This is a genomic window from Amphibacillus xylanus NBRC 15112 (assembly GCF_000307165.1).
Lineage (GTDB): Bacteria > Bacillota > Bacilli > Bacillales > Amphibacillaceae > Amphibacillus > Amphibacillus xylanus.
Window position 1 is genome coordinate 2022680 of sequence record NC_018704.1, and the last position, 26310, is coordinate 2048989.

Below are 26310 nucleotides of genomic sequence, written 5' to 3' on the forward strand. Positions count from 1 at the left end.
GGGTAAACAAATAATGAAGCACAAAACAAGGAGGATGACAACATGAAAAAAGTAATAAAAATATTAACCATTACATTAATCTCAATTGGATTTTTAGCAGCATGTGATGCTGGGACGGATAATCCAGATCTCTATGATCCCGCTGTAGAAGATCCAGCGATGGATGACGGCATCGATGATAACCTGAATAACGATACTGAAGAAGGCGACTTTTAATATCATTTAAGAACTAGCCACTCTATGACGAGTGGCTTTTTAATGTCGTTAAAATATGTTCAAAAATATAGTCTGACACATCAATTGATGTTGCTTGATAAATATTTTTTATATGGGCATTTGAATTAACCTCACAAATAATCGGCTCGTCATTTGGACCAATTAATAAATCGACACCGGAAAAGTCTGCCCCAACTGCTTTTGACGCAGCTATCGCAAGCTCAGAAAACGCATCACTTGGTTCAATCTTAAACATCTTCCCACCACGTGTCACATTCGCTCTAAAATCAAGCTCAGATACCCGCTTCATACTCGCAACAACTCGATCACCGACAACGTGAACACGAATATCCTGACCATGACTTGATTTGATATATGCTTGAAAAAGATGCGGCTTATGTAATAGCTTCCTAGCAATTGCCTCCAACTGATGACGGTCATCAACCATATACACCTGTTCTCCGAAAGATCCAAACCCCTCCTTAGCAATCAATGGATAACCTAACTTCTCTTCAACATGATCTAGAAATGCGGGATTTGGTTCTTTTACATGTGAAAATAACATTGGTGCAAAGATTGTTAACGGCTGTGGCAGCTCTGCCTGAGCCAATTGCTGATGCATCAACAATTTATTATCACAAACTTCAATTGTATTCGCCGAATTAAATACTTGTAAACCAAGACTTTCTAATTGACACGCTAACTGAATATCCTTATCTAAAAATAAAACAAAATCTGGTCTTGTTAATTGTGGCTCTAGTGTAACTTTCCCTTCTTCTATCTGACAAAACAGCTCAGAATTTGCAATCGGTAGTAAGTCGATCGCTAGTTTCTTAGCCGATTCAACATACCACTCGTTTAACTCGATAAACTTCTTAGTCAAAAGACCACCGTTATAAATTAACCAACCTTTATACCTCATACAGAACCTCCAAAAAACAACTTTTTACTTCTATAATTTACATACGATTTGTCGGAATTATTTCAAGCAAATTAAACGTCAAATTTCGATATTATGATAAAATATACATGTACATTATACTAGAAGGTGTGAAAAATGAAAAAATTCAAACAAACCAGATACTTACTACCCACTTTTATGATTATTTTACTTATTATTCCCGCAGCCGTCACTAGTTATTTCTTTTATATAAACACAGAAATTATTGAAAAAGCAACGATTGAAAAAGCAGAGTTTGAGTCAAGTATTTGTAGGCAATTTTTTCTACGTTAATAATGAAAGCGGATTCATCATTTTAAGGTGACCCCTTGATAAAGTTTTTGCCTTTTTTAAAAACCAGATAACTCCTTTAACACGTTGTATATCGGAATATTTGCCTTTCCTTTTAGGTACATAAGATTGTCTCTGGTAACCTGACCAATGGTTCTTTTAACCTTTTCTTTATAATGTCTTGGTGGTTTCTTTTCCAGCTCGATTTCTGTCCATTTATCTATTCGCCCGAATAAAGTCTTTAGGGACAAATTATCCAAGAAGGCCACTAATGCAGTGCCCATGGCACTTACACCTTTATCCGACCAACTACGGCCATTTTTTAGTCTTTTGGCAAACACACTCATGGTTCCCTCTGCGCTTCCCATTGGACGCATACCAGTTGTATCAATTCCCTGTTCTTTTAACCATATTCTATAATCTCCCAATGCTTCTGGATATTTTTCTAATTGGCGGATAAACGACACAAGTCGTTCCTCCTTCTCCTCATCCTCAAGCGTTCCTACGGCACTGTTAAGCTCTGTTAAGAACGTTTTGTATTTGTATGCCGCAAGGGCTTTACGAATGGACCGATAACGAGGATGCTTACTGAATATACTCTTAACCTCTCGTGCCACATGAAAGCGATCAAGAGAAAAGAATACACGACCTTTAAAATACTCACGACAGGATGTAATCCAGTTGGCACCATCTCCATTTATAACCAGCTTGTGAAAAGTCGGGTCATATTCGAAGTTTTCAATTAGAAAGTCCTCAAAAGCCTCCCAAAAGGGTTGCTTTCCTTTGTGAATAAAATGACGTTTGTTCTTAAGGCTAACCCGTTTTCCATTGACTTCCCATCCTTGATGGACAGCTGCTATTTTCTCTTCTTTTCCCTTTTTCCATTTACCTTGGCGTTTTACAAATAAACCATCTACTTCTACAAATAAGACGGGTTGGAGTATAGGTTCACGCTTTTTAGGTTTACACGTAACCTCTAATAGGTGTTGACGAATTGCCTCATGACTGATAACCCGGTAACCTAATAGAGTTTGTAATGTATTAGCTGCATTTCGATAGGAGCGACCCTTAACAGCTAGCTCAATGGCAGCTTCCTCAATCAATGGACTAAAAGAACCGGCCTCCTCAAACTCTAGATAACGATCAAGAAGATAGACATATTCCCCAGTTGATCGGTCAAGGTAATAATTGCGATATAATTCAATCTCACCAAAGAGACTAGCTATATTAAACTTTCTTTTATCAATAAGACGATAGCGCTTTTTATCACGTTCATCGGCAATCTGTTGGTCCATATCCTCCAAGACCTGTTTCATAACGAAACCAAAGGTTTCTTGTAATTGTCTCCAAACCAATTGCTCAATTTGTTTTAAATTTGGGTATTTTATGATATTCTTTTCCATGAGGGATTCTCCTTTCGGTAATGGTGTTTTAGTCGACTATCATTTTACCAAGGAGTGTCCCTTTTTTCATGACTTTTGCTTTGTTTCCTACCGCGCTATCGCTTGCTGGCCCCTTCACTTAGTGAAGGGGTTAATATATTTTTGCGCCTACAATAATTTTACTCATACAAAAGCAGAAATCGAAGCTTTAGGATCAAAATATCAAAAAGTATTTGATGAATATGAAGAAAAGCTAACAGAGATTAGTAACTTTGATGATTTACAATATGATCGTGTCCAAGCTGGGGCCGTTGATCCTTTTGACACATCCCTTTTACCAGATGCGAATGATCCTAATTTAACGACCTTTTACAAAGATTATTTTAGTGAACTAGTTGAAGAGGATGACTATATCCTTAATTTATTTTTAGGGACATCAGAAGGTGCTCAATACGTCAATCAACCTGATGGTATTGATCTATCAAGCTATGACCCGCGTGTCACATCATGGTACCAATTAGCTGAACAAACTAAAGACCAAGTCGTCTGGACAGATCCATATATCGACACTGCAACTGGTCGCTCAGTTATTACTTTAGCCAAAACAGTCACAAATCCAACCGGGCAAACAATCGGTGTTATCGGATTAGACTTTGATATGGCGAAATTAGCCTCAATGATTCGACTTTCAATCGTTGGTAGAGCAGCGAATATTACCGTTGTCGCAACAGTCATTGGACTAGCATTTATTATTATATTTTTACGTAAGTTACTATTTAATTTAAACGCGATTCGTAAAGAAATGGATCTCGTTGCAAGCGGTGATTTAACCGGTGCAAAAGTCAAATTACGAGGAAATGATGAATTTACGCAATTAGCCGATGCAATCGATAAAATGAAGCAAAACCTTGCTGCTACAATCAACGATGTTAAAACCGTTACAGCAGAAATGACAAATCAAAGCTCGTTACTCGCTGAAACATCTAATTATGTTAAAGAAGGTAATGAACAAATCGCTGCAACCATGCAAGAACTTGCCTCAGGCAGTGAAAATCAAGCTCATAGCACATCGAATCTTGCATCATTAATGGAAAATTATACAGTTCAAATCAATGAAGCTAGCAATCATTCAACAATCATTGATCAAAATTCACAAGGTATTTTAAACTTAACAGAAGATGGACAAGAAAAAATCTATCAATCAATTGAGCAAATGAATCAAATCTATCAAGTCGTATCAGAATCATATAATAAAGTTAAGAGTCTAGATGAGAAATCACAAGACATCCACAATATTGTCACTGTGATTCAGGAGATTGCTGAACAAACAAATTTACTTGCTTTAAATGCAGCGATTGAAGCAGCAAGAGCTGGTGAAGAAGGTCGTGGCTTTGCCGTTGTTGCAAATGAAGTGCGTAAACTAGCTGAACAAGTGAGTAAGTCAATATCAGGTATTTCAACATTGATTCATGCAATTCAAACTGAAACAAGCGAAGTATCATCAAGCCTTGAAACAGGCTATCAACAAGTAGAGCTTGGCTCAGCACAAATTGTTCAAACAGGTCAAGCCTTTGAACAGATTAATTTAGCCATGAACGAAATGGTTGAAAATGTACAAGCAACTGTCGAGAACTTAAACATTATTACAAATGAATCCGAAAAAATGAGCTATGCGATTGAAGAAATAGCATCTGTCTCTGAAGAATCAGCAGCTGCTGTTGAAGAAACTGCTGCATCAGCAGAGGAAACAAACAGTTCAATGGAAGAAGTATCACGAAGCGCAGATACCTTACTTGAAATAGCAAAACAACTTGAACAACGAATCGAACAATTTAATCTTTAATAGTTCAATGTCAATTAGAGTTGATAGGTTTTATAATTAGTCAAGAATAAATTTATTTTAGTTTTAAAAAAGATACAACTTGTTCACCGCAGGTGAAATACACTCGCTTTCCGCGGGAATCTCGTGTATTTCACCTGCTGTTTTTCACTCCAAAATTAAATATACTTAAAATAAAAAATAACGTTAGTAAGTTTTCAAACTCACCAACGTTATATATTATATAACCACTTTAATTAGAAAAGATGAATCGAATCTCGGTTCATCTTTTTTTTATAATCCATTATGATGACAAAAAGTGGTTGATCCAGTAAGATGAAAGTAATCGAATAAGAGGAGGTCTTCATATGAATTCAAAAGTAAGATGGGGCATATTAAGTACAGCAAGTATCGCTAGGGAACAGGTTATTCCGGCATTAAAAAGAGCCGAAAACGCTGAAGTAGTGGCGATTGCAAGCTTATCTGGTCACGCTAAAAAAGCAGCAGAACAGTTTGAGATAGAGTATGCTTACAACAGTTACGAAGAGCTATTAAATCATCCGGAAATTGATGCCGTTTACATTCCGTTACCAAACCATTTACATAAGGAATGGGCAATAAAAGCAGCGCAAAGTAAAAAGCATATTCTTTGTGAAAAGCCAGCTGCTTTAACGGCAGCAGATATTATGGAGATTAAACAGGTTTGTGAGGAAAATAACGTCTACTTTATGGAGGCGTTTATGTATCACTTCCATCCTCAACACCAACGAGTTCGTGACTTGATTTCGACTGGTGCAATTGGTGAAGTTAAGCAATTTAGAGGTAGCTTTTCCTTTTTACTCGATAACCCAGACGAAAATATCCGCATGAATCAAGTTAAAGGAAACGGAAGCCTCTATGATATTGCCTGTTATCCAATCCATGCGATGCGCAATATTTTACAGGCTGAACCAGTTAGTGTCTTAACAGAAGCAGTCATTGACGATAAATACAATGTCGAAACAAATACAGTCTCTCACTTCCAATTTGAATCAGGTGTGATTGGACTGATTGATAGCAGCTTTAATATGTCATTTAGACATGAATATGAAATTATCGGTACAAAAGGACGCATTATGGTCCCAAGAGCATTTAGACCAGATATTAATAATGGTGAAGGTCTGATTATTATCGAAAATAACGACGGAAGAAATGAAGAGACACTCACTGGTGACATATACCGTTCAGAAGTCGAGCATTTATCACAGTCAATTATCGACCAAACAGCCCCATCGCTAACATTAGATAATACATTCAACAATATGAAAGCCATTGACGCCTGCATGAAATCAATTGAATCAGGTAGTAGAGTGTCGATATAATTCGTTTAACATTCGATACAAAAGGTTATGCTAACTGCGGTTTATAACATGAGTAAACATATACTTAAATGCAAAATAACGTTAGTAAGTTTTTACACTCACTAACGTTATTTATTTTTCAATTATAATTTAATCTAACGATACTTTATACTAAATCTTGGAAAATTTGATATAGCTTCAAGTCAATTGTGTTCTTAGCGTTAAAAATTTCATCAAAAGTATGGTGCGTCAGTTGATTACTTTCAATCCCTAAACCAACACCAGTAATGCCCTCTTGAATTAATTCAATAACACGATGACCCAGTCGACTTGAGAAGACACGGTCAAATGAGCTTGGTGAACCACCACGTTGAATATGACCAAGAACAGTTGCACGAGTATCTAATCCTGACAGTTCTTTAATCTTTTTCGCTACCTCAGGAGCTTCTCCAGCACCTTCAGCAACAATAATGATACTATGTGATTTACCACGATCAAAACCAGCTTTAACACTTGCTGCAACTTTTTCTAAATCTGGTTCAACTTCAGGAATTAAAATTGCATCAACACCACTTGCAATACCTGCTTGCAATGCGATGTCTCCACAATTACGTCCCATTGTCTCAATGACACTAACACGTTCGTGACTACTCATTGTGTCACGTAAATTACCAACTAAATCTGTTACTAAGTTTAATGTTGTATCAAAACCGATTGTATAATCAGTCAGTGGAATATCATTATCAATAGTACCTGGAAGACCATATGTCTTGATGCCGTGACGGTGAAGCGCTTGCGCACCGCGATAACTACCGTCACCACCAATAACAACAACATAGTCAATTCCTTTTGCTTTTAAATTCTCAACACCTTTAGCTTGTCCTTCTGGTGTTTTAAAAGATTCTGAACGTGCTGATTGTAAGAACGTTCCACCGCGATATAAAATATCACTAACCTCTTTAGTTCCTAATTTAACAAAATCATTATCAATTAATCCTTTAAAACCTCTTCGAACTCCATATACCTCGAAATTATTAGCAAGCGCACTTCTTGTTACGGCACGAATCGCACTATTCATTCCTTGCGAATCGCCACCTGAAGTTAATATAGCTATTTTTTTCAAGCTGATCACCTTCCTTAATTCCCTTACATATTTAAAATATCTCTTTATTTTTTTAAGTATACCATACAATCTACAAGTTGACATATATAACTAAGTTATTTTTTAGTGAAATGATGTTCAATAAAAATAATGCCATCCATAGCTAGAGTTTCCCCTAAATGACTCAAAAAAAACATTCCAACCAGAATAGTGGTTGAAATGTTTCTTTAACAATTAACCAGCCATATATCCTTTTCTTACAAGAACATACTTACTTTGTTCATCAGCTGGTTCATAACCTGCTAAAAGTAATCCGCGTATGTAGATTCCATTATACATAAAGCTAAAAATGATTGTTGAAACTCCTAAAGTAACCAGGGCTAAAAGGAAGATAATTAATGCCCACTTCCAATCACCACGGAACAATGGCGGGAAAAATGCAAAAAAGAAAACAGTCCAACTAAAACCCGCTTTTGTTACCTTTTGAAATCCTGATGGGTGCTTCAAACGTACTTTCATCTATATCCCTCTCTTTAATTAATGATCCTATTAATTATAGCACTTTTCTTAGTTTTTTTAAGACTTATTACATAGATATATTTTATCAAGAAAAATATTGCTAAAGCTCATTTCTGTAAATTTTCATTGCAATTATTTAGACTCAACCACACGTATCTGCGAGCATTCTGTCCATTCAGTAACAGGCGTTTGAATTGCTTTTTTCTCGAACTTAGAGCTTTGACGACAAATTGTCACGTCATTGCATGTTTTATACTGCCAAATCATATAATTAATATGGTGTGAATTTATGGAGGTGTTTATATGGAACAACAGATTTATTTTGCCGGTGCCCATACTTCTGCAGGCTATCGTGATTTAATTGAATCTAATTTAACTGGTTTAAAACATATTTTCCTGCTTGAGGGTTCTACTTCTGAACAGCGTTCTTTATACATTCAACATTTCTTTGAAAAGTGGCGTTCACTTGGAGAAAAATTCGAATTACTCTTAAACAGCCTAAACCCTGATCGATTTACAGGTGTGATTAATCGACGCTTAGGGTGTGCGATTATTGATTATGCAGAACATTCAAGCTATCAACCTCAAGCTCTAGGAGAAAGAGAGCGAATCATCAATTTATCTAAACAATTCAAACATAAAAACCAACAAGATCACCATAACATCATCCGGCTACAGCAATGTAAAAACAAAATGATTAAACATGCCCATAGTGCATTTAAAACCGGCCTAGATATTCACGATGATTTAGAAGCCATTTTTATTAATGCAATGGACTTTAAGAAGGCCGACTTAGTTGCAGAGCAATTAATTGAAGAAGTTTTCACAGATCAAACTAGTCGTAATGATAATGCAGAACAATTCCACCGCTTCTTAGGCGCATCAACTGCAAATGGAGTTGTTGATTATATTGATCAATTAACAGAACCATTACAAAAGCGTTATCTCATTAAAGGTAGAGCAGGATCAGGAAAGTCGACGCTTTTACGTAAGATTGTAGCCGAGGCAGAAAAAAGACATTATTCAACTGAAATTTATCATTGTGGTTTTGACCCAGATAGTCTCGATATGGTCATTATTCGTGAATTAGGTATGGCGATCTTTGATAGTACTGCCCCTCACCAATACGAACCTAGCCGTCATGCTGATCAGCTGGTTGATTTATACCAAACAACCATCTCCCCAGGTACAGACGAAAAATATCAGGAACAAATCTCACAATTAACAACACAATATCGAAGCTTCATTCAGCAAGGGATTAAATATTTAGCCGAAGCCGTTAAATCTAATAAAAAGCTTGAAGCGATTGAGAAAAAATATCTCGAACCAAATCTGGCTACTGAACAATTTGAAGAATTTACTGATTTGGTAGAAAAAACGCTATCTGATAACAATTAAATTAAGTCCAAAAAGAGGCCCGGATAACTGACTTGTGTGTATTTTCGCGGAAGTTGTGTGTATTTCCGTGAACTTGTGTATATTTTCGAAAAGTTGTGTGTATTTCCGCAAACTTGTGTGCATTTTCTTAAACTTGTGTGTATTCTCGCGAACTTGTGTGCATTTCCACGAACTTGTGTGCATTTTCGAAAAGTTGTGTGTATTTCCGCGAACTTGTGTGCATTTCGCAAAACTTGTGTGCATTTTTTACGAGATAAAATATACACATAAAAAAATGGCTCTGAACAGTTCATGTTCAAAGCCATTTTTAATAATTATTTAGCTAATTTTGTTCGAGATTCTTTTAGTATTGTTCTTATCGAATAACTTGTAATTCAACTGGAATAAATGATTCTACTTCTTCACCTTTAGCTAATTTAAATGCTGCTTCGATTGCTTCAACACCGATTAATACTGGTTGTTGTGCAATTGTACCTGCTAAACGGCCATTTTCAACAGCTTCTACAGCATCGTCAGTTGCGTCAAATCCAATGATTACAATATCTTTATTTGCTGCTTCTACAGCTTCTAAAGCACCTAATGCCATTTCGTCATTGTGTGCAAATACACCTTGAATTTCTGGGTTACTTCTTAGCATGTTTTCCATAACTGTTAAACCTTCAGAACGGTTAAAGTTAGCTGTTTGTGATGTTGCTACTTCTAATTTTTCAGAAGCAATGTTGTTGAATCCTTCACCACGCTCGCGAGCTGATGATGAACCTGGTACACCTTCTAAGATTGCAACAGTTGAACCTTCACCTAATAATTCAACCATTAATTCACCTGCAAGCTCTCCACCTGCAACGTTATCTGATGCAACGTGTACTGCTACTTCACCTGATTCAGACTCTCTATCAACTGTGATTACTGGAATACCTGCAGCATTTGCAGATTCAACTGCTGTTCCAACAGAAGAAGAGTCAGTTGGGTTAATTAAAATAACATCTACTTTTTGTTGAATTAAATCTTCAACGTCACTAATTTGTTTTGATACATCATCTTGCGCGTCAATTGTACGGATTTCAATACCTAATTCGTTTGCTTTATCTTCAGCACCATCAGCTAAAGTTACGAAGAACGGGTTGTTTAAAGTTGAGATTGAGAAACCTACAACAATTTCTTCACTTGAATCCTTTGTATCTGTTCCCTCATCCTTAGCCCCATCATCTGTAGGTGAGTCTAAAGAACAAGCAACTGTGAAAATTAATGCTCCTACCATCATTAAAGCTAATAACCATTTTTTCATATTGAACACTCCTTTAATTTTTTGATTTATTTTTTACGATCTAATAAGACTGCTAATAAAATAACGCTACCTTTGACTACTTGTTGGAAGAATGAGCTTACACCAATTAAGTTTAAACCGTTATTTAAGACACCGATAATTAAGGCACCAATTAGTGTTCCAACAATCTTACCTTTACCACCTGATAAACTTGTTCCACCTAATACAACGGCTGCAATTGCATCTAACTCATAAGCATTACCCGCTGTAGGTTGAGCTGAGCTTAATCTTGATGTTAATATCATTCCAGCAAAAGCTGATAACATACCTGTTAAGCTATAAACCATTACTTTAATTCGATCTGCTTTAATCCCTGATAAGATTGCCGCTTCTTCGTTACCACCAACCGCATAAACTCTACGGCCAACAGTTGTTTGTTTTAAAATAATAAATAAAATAACGAATGTAATCATCATAAGTACTGCTGGAATTGGAATACCTAATAGATAACCTTTACCCATTAAGTCAAAGAAACCACCATCACTTAAGCCTGACACAGGACGACCATCTAAAAGTACAAGCGTAATTCCTCTGAAAATCGTCATCGTTGCTAACGTTGCAATAAATGGAGCTACTTTACCTTTAGCAATAACAAGACCGTTTACAGCACCTAGTAAAGCACCGATCACTAATCCAACTAATACTGCCAACAATGGATCAAGACCGTTTGCCATCATCATCGCTGATACCGCACTAGATAGTGCTAAAGTAGAACCAACGGATAAATCAATACCACCGGTTAAAATAACAAATGTCATCCCGAATGCGATTAATGCATTTATCGAAACCTGTCTTAAAACGTTTAGTAAGTTTCCTGCAGTTAAGAACCCAGGATTGAGAATCGAGATAACAACTGCAATGAGTAACAATCCTAGTAACGGACCTAATTTACCTAAAATAGAACCTAATCTTTTATTTGCGAACATGTTTTTCCCCTCCTGTTGCATAGTGCATAATATTTTCTTCTGTTAATTGATCTTTATTGAGTACTGTCATTAATTTTCCTTCACACATAACTGCGACTCGATCACTCATGCCAATGATCTCTGGTAATTCAGAAGAAACCATAATAATCGCTACACCTTGACTTGCTAAATCCTGCATAATTTTATAAATCTCTTTTTTAGAACCGACGTCTACGCCTCGTGTTGGCTCATCTAAAATTAATACTCCTGGACCAATGCCAAGCCATTTAGCAATAACGACTTTCTGTTGGTTACCACCACTCAATGATTTAGCAAGTTGTGATCGATCAGATACACGAATATTTAACCGTTCAACCATTGTTTGATATAGTGTTTGCTCTTTTTGACTTAACATCCAGCCATTGTTGGATAATGTTTTTAAATTCGTTAAGTTTAAGTTATCACCGACTGAAAAATCAACGATTAATCCTTTTGTTTTTCGATCTTCAGAGATAAAAGCAATCCCTTTATTAATCGCATCCTGTGGGTGTTTAATCGACACCTTTTGACCATCTAAGTAGATGCTTCCCTTGTCCTGACGACGATAGCCAAAAATTGTTTCAACAACTTCTGATCTACCTGCACCCATTAAGCCTGAAATACCTAAGATCTCACCAGCTTTTACATCAAACGAAACATCTTCAAATTCGCCTTCTCTAGTTAGATTAGAAACTTGTAATTTTACATCACCGATCTTTTTATCTGAGCTAGGGAAACGATCTCCTAATTCTCGACCAACCATCATGCTAACAATTTCATCAAAATTCGTTTCTTTAATGACTTTTGTGCCAATTGATGCGCCGTCTCGAAGTACTGTAATCCGATCACAGATAGCAAAGATTTCTTCCATTCTGTGTGAGATGTAGATAAATGATACGCCTTTACGTTTTAATCTCTCGATTACTTCAAATAATGTATCAATCTCACGATCTGTTAAAGCAGCAGTTGGCTCGTCCATAATAATGACATCTGCATTTGTCATTAATGCCTTAGCAATCTCGACTAATTGTTGTCTTCCGACAGATAAATCTTTTGCTAACACAGTTGGACTTAAATTTAACCCTAACTCCTCTAGACGCTCTTTAGCGATCCGATTCATTTCTTTATTATTAAGCCAGCCAAATTTTGATTTCGTTAATTCTTTTCCAAGAAACAGGTTTTCTGCGATCGTTAGTTCCGGCAAAATGTTTAACTCCTGGTGAATAACTGCGATTCCATCTGCCTCAGCATCACTAGGATGTTGGTATTTTACCTGTTTCCCCTTAACTTCAACAATTCCAGCATCTCGCTGATAAATTCCTGATAATATTTTCATTAACGTTGATTTACCAGCACCGTTTTCACCCATTAAGGCATGTGTTTCTCCTTTTTCAACTGAAAAGTTAACACCCTTTAATACTTGGTTCGTACTAAAGCTTTTATCAATGCCTGTCATATTAATAATCATTTTGTTCACCCTCTCTTAGAAGATTACACCCGCATGTAAAATTACATTTGCGTATGGTGTGATTTCACCTGTTCTTATAATTGCTCTACTGTTTTGACTTAACTGCTTAAACTGTTCGTGCGAAACATATGCAGCAGGATAATTTAACTTTTGGAGACTTTCATGAATACTTGGATTCTGTTCTTTAATTTCTTCTGCAAGTGTAATTTGCTCAATTTCCATTTCTTCATGTAACAGCTCAACAATTTTCATAAAACTTGGATCACCTTGTCTAATCGTTAAATCGATACACTTCACTCCTGGTGGAATTGGTAATCCACAATCAGCGATCACAATTGTATCTGTATGACCAAGTTCACTTAAAACAATTGAAAGCTCTCTATTTAAGACACCGTGTTTTTTCAAATTACTCACCCCTTGCTTGTAAAAATTGTTCAACTTCTGCTACTGTTGGAATGCCATCTTGCGCTCCGAATTTTTGGACTGATAAAGCAGCTGCAGCATTTCCATACTTGATTGCTTTTTCTAATGACCAGCCTTTAGCTAAACCAACTGCTAATGCCCCATTAAATGTATCTCCAGCACCAGTCGTATCTACTGCCTCTACTGTGTAAGCTGGGACAATTCGTTCTTCTCCATCTTGATAATACTTCACACCATCTTTGCCTAATGTCACGATTAGCTGCTCAGTTGATGCATTAACACCAACGACCTCTGATTCATTTGGCGTAATATAAGTCGCTTGTTTTTGGACTGTCTCTGATAATGGTTGAATTGGTGCGGGATTTAAAATCACCTTTATCCCATTTTCATAGCAGTAACCGGTTACATACTCAACTGTTTCCATTGGGATTTCTAATTGCAGTACAACATAATCACTTTGGTCAATTATTGGTAAAAAATGCTCAACATACTCAGGAGTTACTAGGTTATTTGCACCTGGTGTGTAAATAATTCGATTATCACGATCAGAAACGATAATAGTTGCTATCCCTGAATGTTCACCTGTAACCGGTTCCACACCGTCAACATGGATCCCATTTTCAGTTAAGTTTTTAAGTAAAATCTCTCCGAACGGATCGTCACCGACTCGACCGATAAAGTGGACATCAGCACCTAAACGTGCTGCTGCCACAGCTTGGTTCGCTCCCTTTCCTCCGGGTATCATTTCAAAGCTTTGCCCTGTGAGAGTCTCACCTTGATTCGGCACCCGCTCCGTTGATGTTACCATGTCTAAATTCACACTGCCTATCACCGTAATTTTAGGCTTGGTCATTTTTTCTCACTCCTTGTGGTTTCTCGTTCAATTAATGTTGTATCCAACGTATAATAATAATCCTTTATTGGTTTTTTTTCAATTTGTTTTATTAAAAGTCTTGCAGCTAATGTTCCCATTTTATAAATCGGTTGAGCGACTGTTGTTAAAGATGGAATAAGCATTCCTGATAATGGAATTCCATCAAACCCAACTAACTGAACATCATTCGGGATACTTAATGATAATGACTTAATTCCTTTCATTGCTCCGGCAGCCATCACATCACTACTTGCAAAAATTCCGTCAATCATCGGGTAATCAGTTAATATTTGTTCAGTAACTGTTTTAGCCGCTTCTAAATCAAAACCTGACTCAACAACAATATGTGCTACTTTATTTTCTTCAACAGCATCTTTAAAGCCTCGATAACGGTCTTCTGCTGTTTGGATATGGCAAGGACCTCTTATATGAGCGATAAACTGACTACCGCGATTAATCAAAAGCTCAGTTGCCTGTTTTGCTGATTCATAGTTATTAGAACGAACGCTTGGGATTTTATCACCAATTGAACGATCTAGCATAACTAGTGGCAATTGATAGCTTATGTAATCTTCAGCAGTTAATTCATTTGTCGCCAAAATTAATCCATCAATATATTTACGCTTTAACGCTTCAATATAGCGTTTCTCTTTCTCTGCATCACCGTCAGTGTTACAAATCACGATAGTATAACCGTATGCTTGTGAGACATCTTCGACGGCTCTAGCAAGCTCAGGGAAGAACGGGTTTGTAATATCCGGTATGAGCAGGCCAATCATATTAGATTGTTTATGATAAAGCGATCTAGCCACTGAATTAGGTTTGTAATTTAGCGCTTTAATAGCTTCTGCTACTGCTTTTTCAGTTTCCTTACTCACATAACCTTTTTTATTTAAATATCTTGATACAGTTGCAACAGACACATTTGCATATTTTGCAACATCTCTTATTGTTACCATTTCCCCACTCCCTTATTGTGTAACCGGTTACATATAATATATTATATTCGATTTTGTTTGTCAACGGGTTCTGAATAAATATATTTTTTGCCTTTGATTAGTATTTTTTTAACTATTACTTATTACTTTGCTTAATGCCAGGTAACGCTTGGCTTTCACTAGTTTTTCAGTATGCTAATTATTAAAAAAACGGTTCAAAATCATCTAAAATGACATTGAACCGTTTTCGATTTGTGTCGCTATTTAACACAAAAATAACTTAATTTTTTAATCCTTTTAAGCTGAAGCGGTAGTGGTAATTTTGTTCAGCGTATAGTGTGAACTCGGGATGTGTTCGTGCGCCCCATGTATCATCACCAGCAATACCCATTTGTGTTAAGTTGATTTTAACAACTGTATGATCTGGCTTAGGTAATTTATAATGATGGCTAGCCTGTTCAAGTTGTTCATCTGTGTACGGTAATACACTCAGTTCAAATGTCGGCTTACCATTTATCATGATACCTGTTCCAGCATTATTCATCAGTTTTGCCGTTCTTACGCCGACCTTATTCCCAGACTCTTGTGGCTTTAAGTACGGTACAAGCTGATCAGCGACTTGACCTTGATAACGGCCAATCTTCGCACCCTTTTGCCTATCAAGGTATGACTCATGTGGTCCTTTGCCATACCAGCTAAGTCGATCAAATTGATCCTCCATTTGAAGCATAAGTCCAATCGCTGGAATCTCCGGCAATCCCTGTCCCGGCATTAGTGCATATGCAACTTCTACTTCACCGGATGAATAGACCTTATAATCAAGTCTAACTCGTGTATAATGAATCGCATCGTAGACAAATTCAGTCATAATTTCAACATAACTATCTGTCGCTTGATAATCAAACTGAAGCAACTGACGTGACTTTTCTCCATTCTTCCAGATCTTACTTCGCTTATCTAACTTATTCCCGCGATCATTATCTGTCATTGCGCGCCAGAAATGAGGACGAGGTGCCTGTTTAATTAATTCCTGTCCATCTATTTGATAAGAGACTAGTAGTCCTGATCCACGATCAAAGCCAACTGTAAAATTCTCACCAGATAAGATTACTTGCTGATCTTTTTCATTAACCTTCATTGGTTTTGGTTGAACTTGTTGTTCTTTCATCTGCTCAATTTTTACCGGTAAAATAAATTGCTCAAAGGCAATTTCATGGCCCGGTACACACCATAACCTTTCCATCTTTTCAACAAAGCTAGCTGTTAAAATATACTCATCATCTCGTTGTCCATTCGTTGGCAGGCTATAATCGAGTGTGATTATCTTTGTTTCACCTGGGGCAAGCTCAACTTCAGTTAATCCAGATTCAATCTCTTCACCATTTCGCTCAATTTTCCAGACTAGTTGATAATCCGCTAAGTCAGTAAATAAAAATTTATTTTTCAATTCAATCTGACCGAGCGCTAAATCAATTGCTCGGAAGTCGACATTTTGATAGCAGCGTTTGACTTCATAAAGTTTTGGTGAGATTGTCCCGTCACCAAAAATAATTCCATCACCGGAGAAATTCCCATCATGTGGTGACTCACCGAAGTCCCCACCATAAGCAAGAAACGGAGTGCCATCTTCAGTCTTATGCATCAGTGATTGATCCTTCCAATCCCAAATAAAGCCACCCTGTAAAATAGGATATTGATCAAATAAATCAGTATATTTATAAAAATTCCCTAGTGAGTTACCCATCGCGTGACTAAATTCACACAGAAGATAAGGTTTTGAATTTTCATCAGCAGTTTCCGCATAGTAACGAACGTGATCAGGTTTAACATACATTGTACTTTCAACATCTGATGCTCGCTCAGAATGTCGATAATGCGTGACACCTTCATAATGAACGAGACGACCAGGATCATTTTCTGCAAAAAAGTCATGCATATCTAAGAAGTTATCGCCACCAAATGACTCATTTCCAAGTGACCAAAGTAAAATTGATGGGTGATTTTTATCTCTTTGGAACATAGAGTTACAACGATCTAATACATTCTCTCGCCATTCTGGACGGCTTCCAGGCACAGTCTCTTCTAATTCTTTCTGACCATAGCGCCACAGTCCATGCGTCTCTAAATTATTTTCATCTATGACGTAAAGACCATACTCATCGCATAAGTCATACCAAAGTGGATGATTCGGATAGTGCGATGTTCTAACAGCGTTAATATTAAATCGTTTCATGAGCTCGATATCTTTAATCATATCCTCGCGATCTACAGCGCGACCCTTCTCTGCTGTAAACTCGTGACGATTAACCCCTTTAAAGACAATCCGCTCGCCATTTATTTTCATCAGCCCATCCTTGAGCTCGAATACTCTAAAGCCGACTCGACAGCTAACAGTCTCGATTAGCTTTCCATCTTGATCAACTAAGCTTAACACAAGCGTATAAAGGTAAGGAGATTCCGCTGACCATTTATAAGGATTCTCTACTGCCTTAAATAGCGTTACTTCAGTATCCTCTTGCTCTGAAAACTTAATTTGCTCAGTAACGGCTTGGTCAAATACTGGTTGTTGATCTCGGTCATACAACATCGCCTGCAATTCAACTGCAGGTGCCAGATTAAAATAATCACGTATTCTAACATCAACAGTTAATAACGCATCACGATAATCAAGATCTAAATCAGTTTTAACAAAAAAGTCATCGATATGTGTTTGAGCTGGTGAAGCTAAATACACATCACGGAAGATCCCACTCAAACGCCAAAAATCTTGATCCTCTAACCAACTCGCATCACACCACCGATATACTTCTACCGCTAATTTATTTTCGCCCTCTACTAAATATGGTGTAATATCAAATTCAGCTGCGGTAAATGTATCTTCACTGTAACCAACTAAATCACCATTAACCCAAACGTAAAAAGCTGATTCTACACCAGCAAAGTGCAAGTAAACAGGTCGATCAGCCCAATTCTCAGGCACAGAAAATGTTCGAACATATTGACCGACTGGATTATAATTTGTCGGGGCAAATGGTGGTTTGATCTGATCTTTTTCAACCCATGGATAGACGACATTCGTATATTGTGGATAGTCATAGCCCTCTAGCTGCCAGTGACTCGGTACTTTTATTGAATCCCATTCACTAGAATTGAAATCTAACTTGTAAAAATCCTTGATTCGTTCGCTCGGTCTCTCAGCAAATGCAAACTGCCACTCGCCATTTAACGATTGATAAAACGGTGACGCTGTACGTTCCAGCTTCATCGCTTGCTCGATCGTGTCATAAGGCATCGCCGTTGCACGAGCTGGCCTGCGGTTCAACTGAAAAATATCAGGATTATTATTCCACTCTGGATAGCCATTCTTAGGTGGACTGTACTTAAATTTCTCCAATTTACTGATCACTTTAGCTGACACTCCTCTACTGAATTGTTTATAAATCTATTATAAACCTTTTGTTAATTAATTTAAATTACAAATAACATAATATTAGAGAAAGATAGAAAAAATTAGTCATGCACCCCACTTTTTATAAGTTTTAAAATATTTACTCCATAATCAAAAAAATGTTATTCAAACGTATATCTACATTTGAACAACATTTTTTATCTAATAGACTTTTATTAATTTCGTTAAACAAGCACCCAGTGATTTGGTCTTTTTTCAACTAGCTGATTTTTCTCAAAGGTGTACTGTTGTAATTTTATATTGTGATTACGAATTTTTTCTGCTTCAATTGTCGGATCAGGTACAGGCACCGCTTCAAGTAGCGACTTAGTATAGGGATGAATCGGATTTGAATATAATTCCTCACTCTCAGCTACCTCGATAATTTTACCATTGTACATGACCGCCACTCGATCACAAATATGCTTTACCATCGCTAAATCATGCGCGATAAATAAATAGGTTAAGCCGAGTTTTTGCTGTAAGTCTTGAAGTAATTCAACAATCTGCGCCTGAATCGATACATCTAAAGCAGATAACGGTTCATCACAAACGATAAATTTTGGCTTTACGGCTAATGCGCGTGCAATCCCAATCCGTTGCTTCTGTCCACCAGAAAACTCATGTGGATATCGATTCGCATGACTTTTATCAAGACCAACTAGCTCGAGCAACTCCTCTACCCGCTCACGACGTTCCTTTTTAGTCCGATAAAGCTTATGGATATCAAGTGGTTGACCAATAATATCAAGCACCTTCATTCGTGGATTTAGTGAGGCTTGAGGATCTTGAAAAATAATCTGAACATCACGACGAAGAACCTTTAATTCTTTTCGATTAAATTGATGAATCCCCATCCCTTCAAATAATACTTCACCATCTGTTGCCTTTTGTAATTGCAGTAGCAAACGACCAGTTGTTGATTTTCCAGAGCCTGATTCTCCGACTAAGCCAAGCGTTTCTCCTTGGCGAATTGAGAAACTAACTTGATCGACTGCACGGACTGAACCCCCAAGCTTTAAATGAAAAACTTTTTCAAGCTGCTGTGCATCAACAATTGTTTTCGCTTGATTAAAATGCTTCGGAAAATGGGTTGTTTTCTTCTGATCTATTCTTGGTAACGCATCTAACAAACGCTTCGTATATGGATGCTGAGGTTGATTAAAAATTGACAATGTATCATTTTCCTCAACGATCTCGCCATCCTTCATGACTACAACACGATCACACATTCCAGCAACAACACCAAAATCATGCGTAATTAATATAATACTCATAGAAAATTTTTCTTGGAGCTTTTTCATTAGTTGTAAGATTTGTGCTTGAATTCGAACATCAAGTGCAGTAGTTGGTTCATCAGCAATTAATAATTTCGGTCTACAGATTAACGCCATCGCAATCATCGCACGTTGTAGCATACCACCTGAAAATTCATGTGGATATTGATGATAACGCTCTTGTGGATGTGAGATTCCAACAAGCTCAAGCATATTTAACGTTTCTTGCTTTGCCTTTTGTGGTGATAGACCGCGATGCTTTATGCTCATCTCGTCAATTTGCTTACCAATTTTAATTGTCGGATTAAATGAACTCATCGGATCTTGAAAAATCATACTCACTTCTCTACCGCGAATTAGTTCCATTTCTTTTTCATTATATGTTGAAATTGGTTTTCCTTCATATTCGATTAATCCAGAAGTAATCCGGGCAGACTGTGAAGGTAGGAGTTGCATAATTGCTTTTGCGGTCACACTCTTTCCAGAGCCTGATTCGCCAACAATGCCCAATGTCTCACCCTTTTTCACTGAAAAAGATATGTTCTTAATCGCATTTAAATAATGCTGACTCGATTCAAAAGCGACAGATAATTTTTTTACAGTTAATAGGTTTTTCATAATCAACGCCCCAGTAGTTTTATAATTTGACATTACGTCATAAAGTTTCTATAATCTAATTTACGTTATTGTATACTAAACTAATAGGAATTATCAAGTATAAAGGAGGTGTAAGCCAGTTGTCAGTCGAAAACAGGTTAACTAAAGGGTTTATGACAATCCAACGGCATCGCTTACTCAAGTGGTTCCAATGGCTTATCGGTGCACCATTACATCTCATCGTAGTGATTTTATTTTTATCTAGAAAAAAATCAACAAACTATCAATCTTTATTTAAAGAAAAAATTCAACAGTTAAAACAAACTGATGACTATCAAAACTGGCTTCAAGCGTATTACCAACAATACGATCGTAAACAAGCCTACTTTAATAGAAAAATTAATCCGGCGAAACGAACATCATTCGTTATTCAACAAGCTAACGAGAAAGTTGAAAAACTTGCAACAGAAGCACTCGCTGAGTCCGGAATCGAACAAATCAATTATTTAACATATTTCAATTCACTACTACTTAATAAAAAATTTATTGGATTAACGATTGTACCTGGACTTATTCTTTATAGCTTATGTTTAATTTATCAAAATGCTTTTATCCGCTTTATCTTTGAACGGGTCGTCTTAACGTTCTTTGTCATGATCTCTGTCATTGTGATCGTGTTTACAATTCTTTATATTTCACCTTCAGATGCTGCGGCAAATATACTAGGTGAAGCGGCAACGATGGAGCAACGAATCGAATTTAATTTCCGCTATGGACTTGATCAACCATATATTGTCCAGCTTGGTCGTGCGATAAAAGGCTTTTTAACGTTTGATTTAGGGTTATCGTATACAGGAAATGAGGTTATCATCTCAAGTATTTCAAATCGTTTACCAGTAACACTGACACTTGCAATCTCATCACTGCTCTTAGCTGTTGTAGTTGCGATTCCAATTGGCATGATCTCAGCAGCTAAAATGAATTCGTTTTGGGATTATAGTTTTATGTTTCTAGCGTTAATCGGCTTATCAATTCCAAGCTTTTGGCAAGGTTTAATTTTTATCCTAACCTTTTCAATCCGTGGTAACTTACTTCCAGCCACCTATTCGCCGAATAACCCACTGTCATTAATCATGCCTGTGGTCGTACTCGGTACTGGATTAGCTGCAGCAATTGCACGGATGACTCGTGCATCAATGCTTGAGGTGATCCACGAGGATTATATGATGACTGCTAAAGCAAAGGGATTGTCTGGTCGAGAAGTTTTCTTCCGTCACGGCTTACGTAATGCATGGATTCCGATTTTAACAGTTATCGGACTACAATTTGGTGCAATGCTTGGTGGAGCTGCGGTAACAGAGCAAGTTTTTAATATTAGAGGGCTTGGCAGTTATATTGTTGATAAGCAATTTATCCCTGATATTCCTGCCATTTTAGCAGGAGTCGTCTATGTTGCCATGACGATTTCACTCGTTAACCTCATCGTCGACTTATTATACGCAGTCTTAAATCCACGAATTCGCTCCCAATTAAAAGAGAGTTCATAAAGGAGGTGGCGCGAATTGAATCAAGTTGCATTAAAACAATCTGAAATTTATAAACATGGTACTTTTGCTTTTGTCGTATCACTTGGATTAAGTCTGCTATTTGGATTAAATAGCTTCAAATCAAGCACTGGTGATTGGCGTTTAGGATTCGTAATTATCGCGTTACTTTATCTAATCGTAAGCTTCTACCAGCTCGTCATTAATATGAGCTTACGACGTGATCTCTTAACAACTGGTTCCGTTAAACGAATGACAAGAAAATTAGCAATCTTCCAAATACTTTCGCTTCTTATTGGAAATATTTTTACTGCAACATTTAGCTTTCGTTTACTAAAATCAGAGCGAGACGTTGATTATACATTTGCGTATTATATGTTAATTACTGATTTTCTAATCATTGGTGTTACACTATTAAATTTATTTAAACCGTATGTATCAAATACGTTTCTTGTTTCATTAGCTATACTCATTGGTCTACTAATTTTTGATTCTTTTATCGTAATTTATTTACTGGTTAGAAAAGCTGATCCAGCAATAAAAATCAAACCTGCTGGTAGGTGGCTAGCACTATTGCTATTTGTCACAAGCATCACAGGTAATGTCTTTCGTTTTATCCTTGGTTATAGCTTATGGCTTAAGCATTCATCCCGAGATCAAGCCGATATCGATAAGTGGCAGTTCTTCTGGGTGAAATTAATTCGCAATTTTACTGCGATGACAGGTCTGTTGTTTGTTGTCTTTGTTCTATCAATTGCAATTACAAGTTACGGTACGTTTGTGACGAGGTTTGCAACGGTCAATGACTATAACAATCTTCTCGTTGAACCGAGCTTAGTTTTTCCATTTGGAACGGATAACTTCGGACGTGATGTTTTTTCACGGATTGTTTTTGGTGCAAGAATTTCACTTGTCGTTGGATTAATCACAACGCTCATTCCACTCGTCATTGGTGGTATATTGGGCGCTTTAGCCGGATACTACAGCCATAGCATTGATCAATCGATTATGCGTGTGCTCGATGTTCTCTATGCAATACCAGGGATTTTACTAGCCATTGCGATTATCGCTGCTTTTGGATCAAATACAATCAACTTAATCATTGCATTAAGTATTGGTTCAATCCCGACATACGCACGTACAATGCGAGCAAATATTATGATCGTAGCAAAATTGGACTATATCGAAGCAGCAAAAGCACTTGGTGAGTCTGATTGGGTCATTTTATTAAAACATGCCATTCCAAATGCCTTTGCGCCAATGATTGTACGGGCAACATTAACAATTGGTAGTGCCGTCATTGCTACAAGCAGCTTAAGCTTCTTAGGCTTAGGCGTTGAGCCACACATTCCCGAATGGGGAAATGTTCTTAGAATTGGAAGTAGTTATTTAGAAACAGAGCCCTATTTAGCAATTTTCCCAGGGCTTGCCATTATATTACTCGTGTTAGCCTTCAACTTTTTAGGTGACGGTTTACGCGATGCATTAGATCCAAAATTAAATTAATCTTAGGGGGAAACAAAATGAAGAAGTTAAGTTTTGCATTATTACTCATCGTAAGCCTTTTATTTGCAGGTTGTGTCAATACAGAATCTGATATTGAGGGCGATTCGAGTAGTCAACAAGATTCAGAAAGGCCGACAATTGAGATCTTAGGCATGAGTACAAGTGAAGATGATATGAATATTCTTCGCGATCAATTAACAAACAATGGCTTTAACGTTGAGCTTAATATTCAGCCAGATCGAGGTAGCTTTACAACGCAAAAAGAAGCTGGTAATTACGATCTTGCTGTTAACAACTGGACAACAGTAACCGGTAACCCAGATTACGCTGTCCGTTCATTATTCAAATCAGATGGTGATAATACACTTTTTGCTGATGATGAAGCTGATCGTTTAGTTGAATTAGCTGCTACACAATTACCTGAAGAATATCAACAAACGTATCAAGAATTAGAACAACACGTTGTCTTTGATAACGCCTATATCGTACCACTTTACATTTCATACAAAGCACAAGCAGTTAATCACGAGATTATTAATGAATCAACCGTCCGCTTACCTAAATCGAGAGCGGCTGTATGGGAAATGTACGATTTTAATGACCAGTCATTACGCGATAAAGAACCATTACTTGTCCATCAAGCACTTGGTGATCTAACATCACTCGATCCGATTAAAGGAAATGATGGTTCAATTAACACATTAAATACAAATATGTATGTACGCTTAGTCAACTTAACAGACGATGATCAAGTGGTCTCAGATGGCTCACTATCATTAAACCACGTGATCGCAGAAGGTAACCAAGATTATTACTTTGTTTTACGTGATGATATTAATTTTGCAGCAGTTGAAAGTGATACAGCTGTAGATACTGGCATTCGTGTTGGTGCAGAAGATGTCAAATTCTCACTCGACAGAGCAAAAGACCGCAATTCTGTTCCAGATCATAGAACATACAGCTTACATGAAAGTATCGACACAGTTGAAATTGTTGCTGACTTAAATGAATTAGAGGCAGTCACAAATGAAGGTGTGACAGTAAAAGAAGCACTTGAAGCTAACCTTACAACACCGATTAACACATTAACAACTGACAAAACAACTGTTGATAATGATGCGGGTATTTATCAAGTAGTCAAAGTTACAACACATAATCCTTTCCCACAGGTGTTGAACTATCTTGCCCACCAATCAGCAGGAATTGTATCTAAGGAACAAGTCGAAAGCATCAACACATTTGATGTAGATAGCTATGATGTGAATACAGATATAGCTTATGGTGACCAACGAACAGTTGCAGAAGATAGCGATCATGAGAACACACTTTATGCTAGTGGACCATATATCATGATTTCTAAGAACGATTATCAAGCTCGTTTTGTTAAGAACCCAGCATACATGCCAGGTACTGACTATGAGCCTAAAATTACTGAAGTGATCGTTAAATTCATCCAAGACTCAGAAACAGCACTTTCTGCATTAAGAAATAACGAAATCCATGTTTATAATGGTGTTGCAGAAAACCGTTACGATATTGTTCATGAAGATGAAAGCTTAACATTACAACAAAATGAAAGTAACTCAGTTGCTTACTTGAGCTTTAATATGGATGGCCGAGAAGTTTCAAATAATAAAGCATTACGTCAGGCAATTCTTTACTCTGTTAACCAAGATGAATTCATTTCATTCTATCAAGGTAATAAGCTACCTGCGATTTCAACAGTTAGCCCACTCGTTAACACAGGCTTAAAACTTGAAGCAGACGCAGATAAAGTTAAAGAATTACTTGAGCAAGCAAAATAAATAACGGGAAAATTTACCGAACCTTTAAGATACTATTGCTTAAGGGTTCGGTTTTTTTATTATCTGTATGAGTGAGCTAAGTTGATTTTAGTTCGTTCAATGAGCGTGATATAATAAATTCAGAATTATAAAAAATTTCCTAAAAGAACGGAGTGTAACTTTATGATGGAAACAAGTTGGTTCACACAATCAGATGGACAGGCAGTGTTTTTAAGAAAGTGGATTGACCCTCACACGAAGCCTAGAGCAGTCCTTCAGCTTGCTCATGGTATGGCTGAACATAGTGGACGCTATAAGGAACTTGCAACCTATCTCGCAGCAAATGGAATCATTGTGTACGCTAACGATCATAGAGGTCACGGTCAAACGGGGGAACGTATGGGGATTATGGGATTTTTCGCTGAGGCAAATGGCTTTGAACGTGCAGTTTCAGACCTATATGAGATCAGCGAGAAAATTAAGCAAGATCATCCGAATCTTCCATTCTTTATTCTCGGTCATAGTATGGGATCATTTTTAGTCAGACGACTCATTCAGCACCAGCCTCATATTTGTAATGGCGTGATTTTATCAGGAACCTCCGCAAGTAAAGGGCTAATCGGTAAGCTTGGCCTGATGCTTGCCAAGTTTGAAATCAGAAGACTCGGTGCAAGAGCAGAAAGTCCACTAATGAATCAGCTTAGCTTTGGCCAATATCAAAAGGGTCTGCCTACATCAGAAAGCTGGCTTTCACGCGATCAACAAGCAGTAAATGCTTATTTTAATGATCCACACTGTGGTTTTATTTCAACAACACAGTTTTACTATGACTTACTTTATGGTCTTGATAAAATTCATCAGCGTGCGGAAATGACTAAGGTTAACCGTTCAGTACCTATCCTTTTAATTAGTGGCTCAGCCGATCCAGTCGGTAGCTTCAGTAAAGGTGTTGATAAAGTTAGAAAAAGCTATTTATCACATGGCGTTGTGTCAGTTGACTTACACCTCTATCAAGATGGGCGACATGAAATGTTTTTCGAAACAAATCGTCAACAAGTTTTCGAGAACTTATTAACATGGCTTAATGAAAAAATTTAATTTAGACATCGTTTTCATCTGATTAAATAAGTCTATTTAATTTATTACGAAAATCGAAACAAAATATAAGACTTTTAT

General features: G+C 37.1%; 20 protein-coding genes. 8 read left to right on the top strand and 12 right to left on the bottom strand.

Going from position 1 to position 26310, the window contains the following annotated elements; genetic code table 11:
• The first annotated feature begins 42 nt into the window (after window positions 1–42).
• A complete protein-coding gene (locus AXY_RS12830; RefSeq protein ID WP_015010663.1) occupies window positions 43–216 on the top strand; it encodes a hypothetical protein in 174 nt (57 codons plus the stop codon).
• Window positions 217–238: 22 nt separating this feature from the next.
• On the opposite strand, the gene AXY_RS09845 is transcribed toward AXY_RS12830, so the two are convergent.
• Window positions 239–1138 carry a RimK family alpha-L-glutamate ligase gene (locus tag AXY_RS09845; RefSeq protein ID WP_015010664.1) on the bottom strand — a complete coding sequence of 300 codons (900 nt, stop codon included), beginning with the start codon at window positions 1136–1138 and terminating at the stop codon, window positions 239–241.
• Between the two features lie 368 nt (window positions 1139–1506).
• A complete protein-coding gene (locus tag AXY_RS09850; protein WP_015009875.1) occupies window positions 1507–2850 on the bottom strand; it encodes an ISLre2 family transposase in 1344 nt (447 codons plus the stop codon).
• 121 nt (window positions 2851–2971) lie between these two features.
• Here AXY_RS09850 and AXY_RS09855 point away from each other — a divergent pair, with 121 nt between their 5' ends.
• Both AXY_RS09855 and AXY_RS09860 read left to right on the top strand, forming a co-directional pair.
• Entirely contained in the window at window positions 2972–4672 is a 1701-nt protein-coding gene (locus AXY_RS09855) for a methyl-accepting chemotaxis protein (RefSeq protein WP_015010665.1), read from the top strand.
• A gap of 344 nt (window positions 4673–5016) precedes the next feature.
• Window positions 5017–6009 carry a Gfo/Idh/MocA family protein gene (locus tag AXY_RS09860; protein ID WP_015010666.1) on the top strand — a complete coding sequence of 331 codons (993 nt, stop codon included), beginning with the start codon at window positions 5017–5019 and terminating at the stop codon, window positions 6007–6009.
• A gap of 145 nt (window positions 6010–6154) precedes the next feature.
• Here AXY_RS09860 and pfkA read toward each other — a convergent pair whose 3' ends face one another.
• Both pfkA and AXY_RS09870 read right to left on the bottom strand, forming a co-directional pair.
• A complete protein-coding gene (gene pfkA / locus AXY_RS09865; protein WP_015010667.1) occupies window positions 6155–7111 on the bottom strand; it encodes a 6-phosphofructokinase in 957 nt (318 codons plus the stop codon).
• A 213-nt stretch (window positions 7112–7324) separates the two neighbouring features.
• Window positions 7325–7609, bottom strand: a complete 285-nt coding sequence (locus AXY_RS09870; protein WP_015010668.1) for a hypothetical protein — start codon at window positions 7607–7609, stop codon at window positions 7325–7327.
• A 303-nt stretch (window positions 7610–7912) separates the two neighbouring features.
• Here AXY_RS09870 and AXY_RS09875 point away from each other — a divergent pair, with 303 nt between their 5' ends.
• Window positions 7913–9007 (top strand): hypothetical protein, encoded by a 1095-nt coding sequence (locus tag AXY_RS09875; protein ID WP_015010669.1) that lies wholly within the window; start codon window positions 7913–7915, stop codon window positions 9005–9007.
• A 355-nt stretch (window positions 9008–9362) separates the two neighbouring features.
• On the opposite strand, the gene rbsB is transcribed toward AXY_RS09875, so the two are convergent.
• From rbsB to AXY_RS09915, 8 genes are all read right to left on the bottom strand, one after another.
• Window positions 9363–10292, bottom strand: a complete 930-nt coding sequence (gene rbsB, locus AXY_RS09880; RefSeq protein ID WP_015010670.1) for a ribose ABC transporter substrate-binding protein RbsB — start codon at window positions 10290–10292, stop codon at window positions 9363–9365.
• A gap of 26 nt (window positions 10293–10318) precedes the next feature.
• Complete coding sequence (locus AXY_RS09885; protein WP_015010671.1) at window positions 10319–11257, bottom strand: ABC transporter permease subunit; 939 nt, start codon at window positions 11255–11257, stop codon at window positions 10319–10321.
• On the bottom strand, window positions 11244–12743 hold the full coding sequence (locus AXY_RS09890) for a sugar ABC transporter ATP-binding protein (RefSeq protein ID WP_015010672.1): 1500 nt from the start codon (window positions 12741–12743) through the stop codon (window positions 11244–11246). The genes AXY_RS09885 and AXY_RS09890 overlap by 14 nt, the downstream gene beginning before the upstream one ends.
• Before the next feature lie 15 nt (window positions 12744–12758).
• Complete coding sequence (gene rbsD, locus AXY_RS09895) at window positions 12759–13148, bottom strand: D-ribose pyranase (RefSeq protein ID WP_015010673.1); 390 nt, start codon at window positions 13146–13148, stop codon at window positions 12759–12761.
• A 1-nt stretch (window position 13149) separates the two neighbouring features.
• Complete coding sequence (locus AXY_RS09900; protein ID WP_015010674.1) at window positions 13150–14019, bottom strand: ribokinase; 870 nt, start codon at window positions 14017–14019, stop codon at window positions 13150–13152.
• Window positions 14016–14999: a LacI family DNA-binding transcriptional regulator gene (locus AXY_RS09905; protein ID WP_015010675.1), complete on the bottom strand. Its 984-nt coding sequence runs from the start codon at window positions 14997–14999 to the stop codon at window positions 14016–14018. Before AXY_RS09905 ends, AXY_RS09900 begins: the two co-directional genes overlap by 4 nt.
• Window positions 15000–15258: 259 nt before the next feature.
• Window positions 15259–18384, bottom strand: coding sequence for a glycoside hydrolase family 2 TIM barrel-domain containing protein (locus AXY_RS09910; RefSeq protein ID WP_015010676.1), 3126 nt, complete (start codon window positions 18382–18384; stop codon window positions 15259–15261).
• A gap of 227 nt (window positions 18385–18611) precedes the next feature.
• On the bottom strand, window positions 18612–20321 hold the full coding sequence (locus AXY_RS09915; protein ID WP_015010677.1) for an ABC transporter ATP-binding protein: 1710 nt from the start codon (window positions 20319–20321) through the stop codon (window positions 18612–18614).
• Window positions 20322–20440: 119 nt separating this feature from the next.
• Between AXY_RS09915 and AXY_RS09920 the strand changes: the two genes are divergently transcribed.
• The 4 genes from AXY_RS09920 (at window position 20441) to AXY_RS09935 (ending at window position 26232) form a co-directional block, all read left to right on the top strand.
• Entirely contained in the window at window positions 20441–21847 is a 1407-nt protein-coding gene (locus AXY_RS09920) for an ABC transporter permease (protein WP_231841343.1), read from the top strand.
• Between the two features lie 15 nt (window positions 21848–21862).
• Complete coding sequence (locus AXY_RS09925) at window positions 21863–23350, top strand: ABC transporter permease (RefSeq protein ID WP_015010679.1); 1488 nt, start codon at window positions 21863–21865, stop codon at window positions 23348–23350.
• A gap of 17 nt (window positions 23351–23367) precedes the next feature.
• Window positions 23368–25155 (top strand): ABC transporter substrate-binding protein, encoded by a 1788-nt coding sequence (locus AXY_RS09930; protein ID WP_015010680.1) that lies wholly within the window; start codon window positions 23368–23370, stop codon window positions 25153–25155.
• Window positions 25156–25317: 162 nt separating this feature from the next.
• Entirely contained in the window at window positions 25318–26232 is a 915-nt protein-coding gene (locus AXY_RS09935) for an alpha/beta hydrolase (protein WP_015010681.1), read from the top strand.
• Window positions 26233–26310: the final 78 nt, after the last annotated feature.